The organism is Serratia proteamaculans (assembly GCF_004684015.1).
GTDB lineage: Bacteria > Pseudomonadota > Gammaproteobacteria > Enterobacterales > Enterobacteriaceae > Serratia > Serratia proteamaculans_F.
This window is the reverse complement of record NZ_SRIA01000004.1, coordinates 283,131-294,691: the sequence shown is the minus strand read 5'-3', so window position 1 is coordinate 294,691 and position 11,561 is coordinate 283,131. Positions and strand designations below refer to the sequence as shown.

The following is an 11,561-nucleotide window of genomic DNA, read 5'->3' as shown; positions in this document are numbered from 1 at the left end:
CGCAACAAATAATTAACACTCAGGCACTGCGACGCAGCGGCACGGCCAACAGCAGGCTGAACAGTTCGGCCTGCGAACCAATATCCAGCTTGCTGTAGATGTTCTTGCGGTGGTTTTTTACCGTGCCCAGACTGATAAACAGCCGGTCGGCGATTTGCTGCGAGCCGCAGCCGTCGAGGATCAAATCAGCAATCTCACGCTCGCGTGGGGTTAGCAGATATCGCGCCTGTACGGCACTGTCCGTAACCTTTTCCGTTGTGGCAGGAGCGGCGATCACCTCACCATGCAGGCGAGCGACACTTTTCAACAGCGTCAGCGCATCGCGCAGGTCTGCCAGTTGCGGGGAGCGTACCCCCACGGACTGGCGCGCCGAGCCGAAAAACACCCCCAGCCCGCGTTCCGTCGTCAGCGGCAACAGCACACCGGCTTCGTCATGCCAGCCGGTCTTGCGATAAAAATTACGGTAGTAATCCGTATGGTAGAAGCCGCAAGGGGCCAGTTGGCGCAGGGTCAAAACCTCACCGCCTCCCCCACCGTGCAGCGCCTGATAAAACGGATCCTGCAGGTAAGCGCCCTGCTGGTAGAGTTGATTGACCGCGTCGCTGTTCTCCTGCTCGGTTTTGATCAGGCAGCGTGGTGCCTGGCCACGTTCGAAAGCGTAAACAATGGCATTATCAAAGGCGAAGAAACCTTCCAGCCAGGCCAACATCGTGGGATAGAAGCGTGCCGTCGCCACCGCGTCGATCACCGCTGATAATCTTTCGACCTGAATATTCATCTTCGCCTCGCCATCATTAATAAATTAACAATCACATTATTTCGGCTATGCCGTGGCCTGCTTGTTATAGAAAACACTCAATAGCGCCAAATGCAACAGCACAATTGTTTACATGTTAAACAAATCACACCTTCGCCCGGTTATTGCCGTCTGGCTCAGAGACACAAGGTTAATATATTAACGGAAGGCCTTTCAGGCAGTGAAAAGCAGTGGTTCAGCCGCAGAGGCTGGATTATGCTGGGGTTTTCGCGCGCCAAGGAGAGACCATGACTACCAGCCTGACGATCGCCAACCGCCATACCTGGTTCGGCCACGGCAGTATCAGCCAACTGATCCCGTTACTGACCGCCGAGCCGCAGCCGACGCTGCTGTTTAGCTGTCGTTCATTCCTCAATGGCGCGGTGTACTCTTCTCTGGCCGATGCGCTGACGCCGCTGCTGATAGGCACCGAGATCGTTAGCCACGAGGCCTCACCGCAGGAGATAGACGCCTGGGTGGCACGCTGGCGTGGAAAAGCCCAGCGTGTCATCGCCATCGGCGGTGGCAGCGTGCTGGATGCCGCCAAGGCGTTCGCCGCTCTGGTGGAGCACCCGCTGCCGACCCTGCGCTATATGGAAAAGATCGGTGATACCAAAATCAGCGGAGCCACGCTGCCGCTGATCGCCATTCCGACCACTGCCGGTACCGGCAGCGAAGTCACCCAGAATGCGGTGATCACCGACACTCAACTGAGCAAGGTAAAAGCCTCGCTGCGCCATAACAACTTTGTGCCGCATACCGCCATTCTGGACCCGCAACTGCTGGAAGGCGCGCCGGACAAGGTACTGGCCTATTGTGCCATCGATGCCTTCACCCATTTGTTCGAAGCCTACTTGTCCAAAACCGCCAACGCCATGACGCGCGAAATGTCGCTGACCGGCATCCGCCATTTCCTGCTCGCCTGGCCGACACTCAACCGCAGTGCCCAGGCGCGCGAGGACATCATGCAGGCCTCCTACCTTGGCGGGCTGACGCTGAGCGCCGCAGGTTTGGGGGTGATCCACGGCATTGCCGGCGAGATAGGCGCCTTGCGTGATTATCACCACGGCCAGGTCTGTGGCCGCCTGTTGTTGCCGTTCCTCGAACTGCTGGCGCAAAGCGACCAACCGCAGCAACGAGCCCTGATGGCCGAACTTGCCGCCCGTCTGTTCCCTGACCAGCAGGACAGCCCGGAACGCTATCTGATCGACTTTATTACCCGTAACGCCATCGCCAGCTTCTGGCAGGACGACCTGCCGATCACCGCCGATGAACTGGCTGTCACGCTGGCAAAATCCAACAGCAAAAACTCGCTGATCGACTACAGCGCGCCGCAGCGGCAGCTAATGATCGAAGGCGCTTTCCGCGTCGAATAATTATATAATTCGGCCAAAGTAATAGCGGGAGATGGGAAATGGGTATCGTCAGTTGGATTTTCACCGGCATCGCCATCGGCATCCTGGTCGGCGTGTTGATCAAGATTTTTGGCAAGAAGAAAGACCAGTAAACAGCCTTTCAAAGGCGAGTCGCACCGAATGCCTGCTCGACAATACCCTCTTTATGCAACAGGTAACGGCGGTATATTTCCAGTTCGAGCAGGCAACGCCCCCTGAAAAGTCCGTGCTTCAAATAAACCCAGGACGGGTGCTGCTCACCATGATTACTCGTGCTCGCTCACCGGAAAAACATACGAATTCAGTACATGATCCTGCCATTTACCGTTAATTTTCAGATAAGACCGCGCAAAACCTTCTTGTACAAAACCCAGTTTCGCCAGCGTATTTTGGCTGCGCTGATTATCCGCCAGATGATTGGCCATAATACGGTGTAAGCCATACTGCTGATGGACATAATCGAGGGCCGCTGCCAACACTTCAGACATCAATCCTCGTCCTTCATGTTGTTGATCCAGAGAGAATCCCAGATAACCTGCCTGAAAAACCCCGTAGACAAAGTTGGTAAAATTGACGCTTCCTGCAATTTCATCCGAACCCTTTAATGAGAAAACCAACAGCAGGCATTTCTTATCCTGATAATCGGGCCAGGATGCGGCAATGCGCTGGCTGATACTGGCGTGGGAATAATAGTCCTCAGTGCGCAGTGGCTCAAAAGGCGCAAATTTCTGTTTATTGCTCAGCAAGAAAGTCTGCATCGCCGGGACGAAATCTTCCGTCAAACAATAGACCTCGGTTCTGGCGGTAGAGAAGAGCTTTATTTTTCCCGTGTTCATTTTCATGTCCCTGTGTCACTCAATTAACTGCTTGTATTTCAATCGCCTGTGAGGATGTCAAAGCATAGGTTGTTCGCGGGCTTTTGGCAGGACGCAGATTACTCAGGCCGTTCCATGAGTCGCCAGCAGGCATTCGTGGAACAGCTTGACGACCCGCTGTGGGCTGGGTGAACGCCGCAGCACACTGGAATACTCGCAGTGATAGCAGAACAGCGATGGTTTGATCGCCCGCATCATATTCTGCGCGACAAAAAACGCCGCATAGTGGTCGGGCAGAAAACCCACGTACTTGCCGGAGAGGATCAAGGTGGCGATAGACTCCTGAGCAAAGCCCGTCGCCTTGCGCTGCAAATGTTGCTGCAAGCTCAGTTCCATATTTGGCGAATGATAACCCAAACCGGCAAAGGCATAATTGTGCAATAGATCCCAATTCAGCCCGTCGTGATTAGCGGAAAATAATTCATGTTGCGCACCGCAATATAAGAACATCCTCTCACTAAATAATGAACTATAAGATAAACTTTCCGCACTGCGGTGCATGGGAATAATGCCAATCTGAAATTGACCGTCAATAACGCCACGTTCAATGGTATTTATTGGCTCCACATACATTTGCAAAGACACCTCCGGTGCCTGCTCGCTAAATAAGGCAATCGCCCGGCCAATATGTGCCTGCGGATTGCTGACGGTATGATCGAATATCGCCACGTGCAGTTGCCCGCCCAGGCGCTGGTGTACGTCATCCACCCCACGACGAAAAGCCTCGGTAGCCGCCAGCAGGTTAATGGTTTCCTGGTAAATCAGCAGCCCTTCGTCAGTGACCGCAAACCCTTCGCGCCCGCGGTGGCATAGCGTCAGCCCCAGCCGCTGCTCCAGATCCTTGATATGTTTGCTGATGGTCGACAGGCTGATATTCAGCTCCAGTTCGGCGGCGCTCATGCCACCACAGTCGACCACTACCTTAAACACCCGCAGCAAGCGCAGATCCATATCCGATAACTGCCCTAAAATCGCACGCTTTTTTACTTGCATAAAACCTTAAGTAAGTTTCGATATTTGATTATTCACATTAGTGAAGAAGCGGCACATAGTCAATTTAAAGCAACAATTCATTAACACGTCAGATTATTTAATTAACCTCATCGATTCTCCCCCTCGGAGGGAAAAATGGCTGATTTAAATTACCCTGAAAATAAAAACGATCCTGAATGGTTAGAAGCCCATTGGATGCCCTTTACCGGCAACCGCAATTTTAAAGCCAACCCACGAATGATAAGCCACGCAGAAGGCGTTTATTATACCAGCCAGGACGGCCGCAAAATTTTTGACGGTTTATCCGGACTATGGTGCTGCGGCTTGGGTCATGGCCGCCAGGAAATTGCCGAAGCCGCTTACCGACAGCTTTCCCGGCTGGATTATTCCCCGGCGTTTCAGTTTGGCCATGCCTTATCTTTCGAACTGGCCAACAAGATTAAAGCCATGACGCCTGCCGGGCTGGACTATGTGTTTTTCACCGGCTCCGGCTCTGAAGCGGCGGACACCTCGCTAAAAATGGCACGCGCCTACTGGCGGGCTAAAGGTCAGGCAGGCAAAACCTGCTTTATCGGCCGCGAAAAGGGCTACCACGGCGTTAACTTCGGTGGCATTGCGGTAGGGGGCATCGCCGGCAACCGGAAAGCCTTTGGCGCCAGCGCCGAAGCGGATCATCTGCCGCATACCCTGCTGGCGGGTAACGCCTTTTCACGCGGCATGCCCGAACAGGGGGCCGAACTGGCGGAAGAACTGAACCGGATCATCACGCTACGCGATGCCTCAACCATTGCCGCGGTGATTATCGAGCCGTTCTCCGGCTCTGCCGGGGTGATTGTGCCACCGGTCGGTTACCTGCAACGCATCCGCGAGATCTGCACTCAACACAACATCCTGCTGATTTTTGACGAAGTGATCACCGCCTTCGGCCGCTGCGGCGCCCTGACCGGGGCCGAAGCCTTCGGCGTCACGCCCGACATCATGAATATCGCCAAACAGGTGACCAACGGCGCGCAACCTATGGGTGCGGTGGTGGTACGGCCAGAGATTTATCAAGCCTTTATGACCACCGATGACCCTGAGTATTTGCTCGAGTTTCCGCACGGCTACACCTATTCCGCCCACCCGGTCAGCTGCGCCGTGGGGCTGGCGACGCTGGATATCATTGAGCGCGAGCAGATGATTGAACGGGTGCAGGCACTAACGCCCTCTTTCGAGCAAGCAGTGCATAGTTTACAGGGTTGCCGTCACGTCACCGACATTCGCAACTTTGGTCTGGCAGCCGGCATCACGCTGGCGGCGCGACCGGGGGAAGTGGCCCGCAGGCCGTATGAGGTGGCGATGCGCTGCTGGGAAAAAGGCTTTTATGTCCGCTACGGCGGCGACACCCTGCAGTTGGCCCCACCGTTTATCAGCAGCGAGGCGCAGATCGATTCGTTGATCAACGCCCTGGGCGACGCCATCAACGCAACCGAATAATCAGGAGCGAATGCCATGCCTATTGCACATTGGATCAACGGTCAGACCGCCATCGGCGGCAGCCGCAGCCAGCCGGTATTCGACCCGGCGACCGGGCAGTCACAACAGGAAGTGTTGCTGGCCGACCGGGCCACGGTGGAAAGCGCCATCGATGCTGCCGAACAGGCCTACCCGGCCTGGCGCGATACCCCGCCGCTAAAGCGGGCCAGGATCATGATCCGCCTTAAAGCCCTGCTGGAACAGCACGCCGACCACATCTGTCAGTTGATTACCGCCGAGCACGGCAAGGTGCTCAGCGATGCCATGGGTGAACTGCAGCGTGGCATCGAAAATATCGAGTACGCCAGCTATGCGCCGGAGTTGCTGAAAGGCGAGCACAGCAAGGATGCCGGGCCGGGTATCGACAGCTGGAGCGAATTCCAGCCGCTGGGGGTGGTGGCGGGCATCACGCCGTTTAACTTCCCGGCAATGGTGCCGCTGTGGATGTGGCCGATGGCGGTGGTGTGCGGCAATACCTTTGTGCTGAAACCCTCGGAGCGCGTGCCCTCCTCTACGCTGTATATCGCCCAACTGGCGTCAGAGGCCGGGCTGCCGCCGGGCGTGCTGAATCTGGTCAATGGCGACCGCGAGGCGGTAGACACTTTGCTGCACGATCCCCGTGTTAAAGCGGTGAGTTTTGTCGGATCGACGCCAGTAGCGGAGCATATTTATCACACCGGCTGCGGCCAAAACAAACGAGTGCAGGCACTCGGCGGCGCGAAAAATCACGCCGTGGTATTGCCGGATGCCGACATCGCCGGTAGTGTCAGCGCACTGATGGGCGCAGCATTCGGCTCCTGCGGGCAACGATGTATGGCGATCCCGCTGGTGGTGGCGGTAGGCGATGACACCGCCGATGCACTGATCGCCGGACTGCAACAGCAAATGACCAACATGCGGGTGGGCCCAGGCAGCGACAACCGCAATGATATGGGGCCGCTGGTGACCCACGATCATTACCAAAAGGTAAAAGGCTATATCAGCCAGGGCGTTAATGAAGGTGCCAGCCTGGTAGTCGACGGCCGCGAGCTACAGGTGCGGGACGACAGCGGACAAACCCGTCAGGGGTATTTCCTCGGCCCGACGCTGTTTGACCACGTACAACCCGGCATGCGGATTTATCAGGAAGAGATCTTCGGCCCGGTGTTGGGCGTGGTGCGAGTCAGCTCGCTGAAACAGGCGATGGCGCTGATTGATGCCCATGAATACGGCAACGGCACCTGCCTGTTCACCCGCGACGGCGAGGCGGCGCGCTACTTCTCCAGCCATATTCAGGTCGGCATGGTGGGGATTAACGTCGCCCTGCCGGTGCCGGTGGCCTACCACTCTTTTGGCGGCTGGAAACGCTCGCTGTTCGGTGACCTGCACGCCTACGGCCCGGATGCGGTGCGCTTTTACACCAAACGCAAAACCATCACCCAGCGCTGGCCCTCATCCAGCGATGCCCAATATGCCAGCTTCAGTTTCCCATCCGGGCAGGGTTAAGCCATGACAGAACATAAATTCAAAGGCAATCTCAGCGTCCTCGACGTGGTGATGATCACCGCCTCCGGCGTCACACCGGCCAGTTCGATCTTCGTCATTGCCCCACTGGCCATCGCCAGCGCCGGCAGCGGAGCCTTTATTTCGTTCCTGATCGCCGCCTTTATCGCCGCCACCATCGCGCTGTGCTACGCCGAACTGGGTGCCGCTCACCCCAGCGCCGGCGGCGAGTACAGCATTATCAAACGGTTGTTCGGCACCCTGTGCGGCCTGCAGACCTATCTGTTTATCCTCAGCGCCGCGCTGTTTGTACCGGCGGTATTAGCCACCGGCGCAGTGCCTTATTTAAATACTGCGCTGGGCACCCAGTTCGACGCCTCCACCGCCGGTATGATCACCATTTTGATCGGCGGTGCCTGCGCCATTTTCAACATCAAGGCCAACGCGCTGTTGACCGGGACTTTTCTGGTGGTAGAAGTCGCGGTGCTGGGCTTAATCGCCTGGTTGGGGTTTAGCAACCCGCACCAAAGCGCGGAGATACTCACCTCGCCGGTGATGCTCAGTTCCGCAGGTGAACTGGCACCGGTTTCCGTGCCGCTGATCGTTGCCATGGTCGGCGTGGCGCTGTTTTCCTATAACGGCTACGGCGCGGCGGTGTATATGGCGGAAGATATGCGTGAGCAGGGGAAACCCATGGCCACCGCCATCATGCTGACGCTGGTGATTGTGGTGCTGGTCGAGCTGTTGCCCTTCACTGCCCTGCTGATCGGTGCGCCATCGTTGGTTGAAATGGCCAAACAGGCCGATCCGGTCGGCTACGTGGTCAGCCAACTGGGCGGGCCGACGCTGGCGCGGGTAGTTAGCGGCGCGATTTACCTGTCGGTGTTCAACGCCATTATCGCCATCGTGGCGCAGTTCAGCCGGATGATGTTCTCCAGCGGACGCGACGGTTTTTGGCTGCCGCAGGTGAACCGCGCGCTGAAAAAAATCCACCCGCGCTTCGGCACCCCGTGGATCGCCACCCTGCTGTTCGGCATTCCTTCGGCGCTGCTGGCCTTCTGCTCCAACCTTGGCGACCTGACCTCCTTTACCGTGATCCTGCTGCTGCTGGTGTACATCATCATGGCCATCGCCGCGCTGATCAGCCGCCGCCGGGTGCACTTCCACCACCCGTATCTGATGCCGCTGTGGCCGTTGCCGGTGGCGATCGCGCTGATCGGCTGTCTGTATGTGTTATGGACAATTTTGATCGCCAGCAGCCTGAAAGACTTTATTATCATTGCCGGCATCTTCTGCTTCGGTCTGGTGCTGAGCTACATGCGCAACCGGCAGGCCGTCCCGCTCGCTGAACCCTCAATTGAAGGAGAATAACCATGTCGCCACGCGCCCAGGATTTGGGGATTAAGATTGGCCACGGCGTTAGCGGCCCGCTGAACGCCATTACCGACGTGCCCGGCGTCCGCGTCGGTCATGCCAGTATTCACGCCGATTTGGCCGACGGCCGCAGCGTGCGCACCGGCGTCACCGTGATCGAACCGCGTGCCGGTCAGGCCCGGCAATCCCCCAGCTTTGCCGGAGTACACGTGCTCAACGGTAATGGCGATGCCACCGGGCTGGAGTGGATCCGCGAAGCAGGTCTGCTCACCAGCCCCATTGCCTTTACCAACACCCACAGCGTCGGCGTAGTGCGCGACACGCTGATCGCGCTGGAACGTGAAGCGCTACCCGCTGACGACAAGGCGGTGTACTGGAACATGCCGGTGGTGATGGAAACCTTCGACGGCCTGCTCAACGATATCAACGGCTTTCACGTCAAGCCCGAGCATGTTCGGCAGGCGCAGCAAGCGGCACATAACGGTTTGCCGCAGGAAGGCGCGGTTGGTGGCGGCAGTGGCATGATCTGCCATGAATTCAAGGGGGGCATCGGCACCGCATCCCGTCGCCTGCCAGCCGACAGCGGCGGTTGGACGGTCGGTGCCATCGTGCAGGCCAACCACGGCAAACGTGCGTCGCTGCTAGTTGGCGGCTATCCGGTAGGCCGCCATCTGGGCCATATTCACTCGCCATTCACCCCGCAATTGCCGCATCCGGGCATGGGATCAATCGTCGTCACGCTGGCCACCGACGCGCCGCTATTGCCGCACCAATGCACAAGGTTGGCCCAGCGCGCCAGCATCGGCATTGCGCGTACCGGCGGCGGCACCGAAGACTCAAGCGGCGATATCTTTATTGCTTTCGCCACCGGCAACGACGGGCTGCCACCCGCCGACTACGCCAATAAAGGGGCTTTTACGACCCCACTGCGCATGGTGAATAACGATTACATCTCCGCGCTGTTTGCGGCGGCGGCCGAAGCGGTGGAAGAGGCGATTATCAATGCGCTGCTGGCGGCCAATACTATTTCCGGTAACGGCCACCGGGCGGAAGGACTAAGCGCGGAGCAGTTACTGACCGCGCTGGAACAAGCCGGCTGGCGCGCATAATCCGGCGACGCCAAAGGTAGGGGCGCTGCATGCCGCGCCCTGTAGCATAATCAATGGGTTACATCGGGCCGAACATGTTCGACCCCTACCGGTTTAGTTTTGACGAGGATTTATCGACGAGCTCAGGACTCGCCGCCCGGTTTGGGGGCTGGGTAGTCATAATCGAGCTTGATCGGTTCGGCGTAAACGCTGTCCCATAGCTGGCTATAGAGCTTATCCACCCGCTGGCTCATCGCCGGGCTGTGCAGCACCAGTTCCAGATTGCGCGAATTATCCAGATAGCCGCCGGTCCAGTTGCTGGTGCCAATCCACGCCGTTGCGCCGTCAATAGTCATCATCTTGCTGTGGATCACCCGGGCAAACGGGATAAACCCACTGCTGGCCGGGGGAATAGTGACAATTTTTATCTGCACGTTCGGCACCAGTGCCAGGCTTTTCAGCCAGGCGATATCCGGTTTTTTGGTACTCCAGTTGGCCACCATCAGCTCAACCTGCACGCCACGGGCGGCAGCGCTGCGCAGGGCATTGTCGATCACCGCGTAATAAGGCCGACTGTGTTCTGGTCCATAAGACAATGGCGCGTAGTCCATCACCTGCACCCGTACTCGTTGTTTGGCCGTAGCCAGCAAGCGCGGCAACTCCACCTGCGAATCAATCACCCCGGCCGGATTGTAGGCACGCGGGCTGGCAACCAGATAATTACCCTGCGGCGTTTCGGCCTTTGGCTGATAAGGCAATTGCGGCACCGGTTTATCCGCCGCCAGCAACGCCTGCGCTTGCCAGTCCTGTTCGAATATGGCCTGGATCTGCCCGACCACCCCGGCATCGCTGATGCGCAGTCCGGTTTCATGGATATGCGCCAGCGCACGCCAGTCGAAGTTCTGGCTGCCGACAAACGCCTGTTCGCCGTCCACCAGCAGGTATTTGGCATGCAAAATACCGCCGCTCAGCCGCTGATAAGGAATAATGCGCAGTTCCAGATTCGGGATCGCCTTAAGCTGTTCCAGCGTTTCTGGGGTCGAGATGCGCACGCCCTTCTCTTCCATCAGAAAACGGATTTTCACCCCGCGCTCGCCCGCCGCCTTCAAATGTTGCAGCACGCCATCGAGCAGCGAACCCTGTTGGTTCGCCACATAGAACTGGCCCAGATCGATACGGGTTTTCGCCGCGTCGAACATCTGTTGCCACACTTCGGCGGTGTTACGCAGGTCATCCGCCTGCAAAGCGGTTTCCACCGGCGCGGTATACACCAGCTCATAGCCGGGAATATCAAAACGCGCCGTCGCACTCTGGCTCAACATCAACAGACAGCCACCCCATAACGCCGTGTAAAGGCGGCCCAGCGGCCGCCGTAGTTGCAGGCCATTAGGCATAGCGCGGTGCCTCACTGTCAACCCATTGCTCGCGGTTGCCGTTTTCCGGGCGACTGGCTGGCGCACCGGCGCGGATCAGCAGCACTTTCAGCAGCTCGTTAATGCGTTCCATACGGCTTTGCAGATAGTTGTTACCCACCAGGCACAGCAACGCAATGGCGATCCCCAGCCCGGTGGCGTACAACGCGGTCCCCATACCGGCAGAAACCAGGCTCGGCTCGGAGACCCCGGAGGCGGCCAGCGCCTTAAAGGTTTCGATAATCCCCATCACCGTACCCAGCAGCCCCAACAGCGGTGCGGCGGTCACGATGGTTTCCAGCAGCCACAGGCCACGCGCCATCAACGGTTTGCTCAGCAGGTACTGGGCGTCGATCAAATCACCGATCGCTTCGCGGTCGCCGGCACGGTGCTTTTGTTCCAGCACCGGTGAAATCACCGCCAGCGGCAGGCTGTTGCGCTGGGTCAGCTCATCCGGAAGATCGGCGGTGCGATGTACGTCCAGCGTCAACGCCTGCTCCAGTTTGCGGGCCTGGCGTTGGGTATAAGCGAAATACAGCGCACGTTCGATAATAATCACCAGCGCAATCGCCAGTGCCGCGTACATCACGTAGAAAATAATGTCGTGCATCAAATTGGCATTCATCATTCGG

The 11,561-nt window shown here is 57.8% G+C and carries 10 protein-coding genes; 5 read left to right on the top strand and 5 right to left on the bottom strand.

The genetic code is table 11. The features are described 5' to 3' along the window. Window positions 1–19: 19 nt before the first annotated feature. A complete protein-coding gene (locus tag E5C26_RS02930; RefSeq protein WP_135314987.1) occupies window positions 20–778 on the bottom strand; it encodes a helix-turn-helix transcriptional regulator in 759 nt (252 codons plus the stop codon). A gap of 266 nt (window positions 779–1,044) precedes the next feature. Between E5C26_RS02930 and E5C26_RS02925 the strand changes: the two genes are divergently transcribed. Then, the gene (locus tag E5C26_RS02925) at window positions 1,045–2,172 is read left to right on the top strand and encodes an iron-containing alcohol dehydrogenase (RefSeq protein ID WP_135314986.1); all 1,128 of its coding nucleotides are present in this window, start codon (window positions 1,045–1,047) and stop codon (window positions 2,170–2,172) included. 284 nt (window positions 2,173–2,456) lie between these two features. Here E5C26_RS02925 and E5C26_RS02920 read toward each other — a convergent pair whose 3' ends face one another. After that, window positions 2,457–3,026 (bottom strand): GNAT family N-acetyltransferase, encoded by a 570-nt coding sequence (locus E5C26_RS02920; protein WP_135314985.1) that lies wholly within the window; start codon window positions 3,024–3,026, stop codon window positions 2,457–2,459. 102 nt (window positions 3,027–3,128) lie between these two features. Beyond that, window positions 3,129–4,058 (bottom strand): LysR family transcriptional regulator, encoded by a 930-nt coding sequence (locus E5C26_RS02915; protein ID WP_135314984.1) that lies wholly within the window; start codon window positions 4,056–4,058, stop codon window positions 3,129–3,131. 135 nt (window positions 4,059–4,193) lie between these two features. Between E5C26_RS02915 and E5C26_RS02910 the strand changes: the two genes are divergently transcribed. From E5C26_RS02910 to E5C26_RS02895, 4 genes are read left to right on the top strand one after another with little or no spacing between them, the layout of a single operon-like run. Beyond that, window positions 4,194–5,534, top strand: a complete 1,341-nt coding sequence (locus tag E5C26_RS02910; RefSeq protein WP_135314983.1) for an aspartate aminotransferase family protein — start codon at window positions 4,194–4,196, stop codon at window positions 5,532–5,534. A 15-nt stretch (window positions 5,535–5,549) separates the two neighbouring features. After that, the gene (locus E5C26_RS02905) at window positions 5,550–7,058 is read left to right on the top strand and encodes a CoA-acylating methylmalonate-semialdehyde dehydrogenase (protein ID WP_135314982.1); all 1,509 of its coding nucleotides are present in this window, start codon (window positions 5,550–5,552) and stop codon (window positions 7,056–7,058) included. Window positions 7,059–7,061: 3 nt separating this feature from the next. Continuing rightward, window positions 7,062–8,426: an APC family permease gene (locus tag E5C26_RS02900; RefSeq protein ID WP_135314981.1), complete on the top strand. Its 1,365-nt coding sequence runs from the start codon at window positions 7,062–7,064 to the stop codon at window positions 8,424–8,426. Between the two features lie 2 nt (window positions 8,427–8,428). After that, complete coding sequence (locus E5C26_RS02895; protein WP_135314980.1) at window positions 8,429–9,538, top strand: DmpA family aminopeptidase; 1,110 nt, start codon at window positions 8,429–8,431, stop codon at window positions 9,536–9,538. A 122-nt stretch (window positions 9,539–9,660) separates the two neighbouring features. On the opposite strand, the gene E5C26_RS02890 is transcribed toward E5C26_RS02895, so the two are convergent. After that, window positions 9,661–10,911: a phospholipase D-like domain-containing protein gene (locus E5C26_RS02890; protein ID WP_135314979.1), complete on the bottom strand. Its 1,251-nt coding sequence runs from the start codon at window positions 10,909–10,911 to the stop codon at window positions 9,661–9,663. After that, the gene (locus E5C26_RS02885) at window positions 10,904–11,554 is read right to left on the bottom strand and encodes a MotA/TolQ/ExbB proton channel family protein (protein ID WP_135315134.1); all 651 of its coding nucleotides are present in this window, start codon (window positions 11,552–11,554) and stop codon (window positions 10,904–10,906) included. Before E5C26_RS02885 ends, E5C26_RS02890 begins: the two co-directional genes overlap by 8 nt. Window positions 11,555–11,561: the final 7 nt, after the last annotated feature.

Bases quoted from the DNA above. Each gene is read 5' to 3' on its own strand.
- E5C26_RS02930 (WP_135314987.1), bottom strand. From the start codon at position 778: ATGAATATTCAGGTCGAAAGATTATCAGCGGTGATCGACGCGGTGGCG.
- E5C26_RS02925 (WP_135314986.1), top strand. From the start codon at position 1,045: ATGACTACCAGCCTGACGATCGCCAACCGCCATACCTGGTTCGGCCAC.
- E5C26_RS02920 (WP_135314985.1), bottom strand. From the start codon at position 3,026: ATGAACACGGGAAAAATAAAGCTCTTCTCTACCGCCAGAACCGAGGTC.
- E5C26_RS02915 (WP_135314984.1), bottom strand. From the start codon at position 4,058: ATGCAAGTAAAAAAGCGTGCGATTTTAGGGCAGTTATCGGATATGGAT.
- E5C26_RS02910 (WP_135314983.1), top strand. From the start codon at position 4,194: ATGGCTGATTTAAATTACCCTGAAAATAAAAACGATCCTGAATGGTTA.
- E5C26_RS02905 (WP_135314982.1), top strand. From the start codon at position 5,550: ATGCCTATTGCACATTGGATCAACGGTCAGACCGCCATCGGCGGCAGC.
- E5C26_RS02900 (WP_135314981.1), top strand. From the start codon at position 7,062: ATGACAGAACATAAATTCAAAGGCAATCTCAGCGTCCTCGACGTGGTG.
- E5C26_RS02895 (WP_135314980.1), top strand. From the start codon at position 8,429: ATGTCGCCACGCGCCCAGGATTTGGGGATTAAGATTGGCCACGGCGTT.
- E5C26_RS02890 (WP_135314979.1), bottom strand. From the start codon at position 10,911: ATGCCTAATGGCCTGCAACTACGGCGGCCGCTGGGCCGCCTTTACACG.
- E5C26_RS02885 (WP_135315134.1), bottom strand. From the start codon at position 11,554: ATGAATGCCAATTTGATGCACGACATTATTTTCTACGTGATGTACGCG.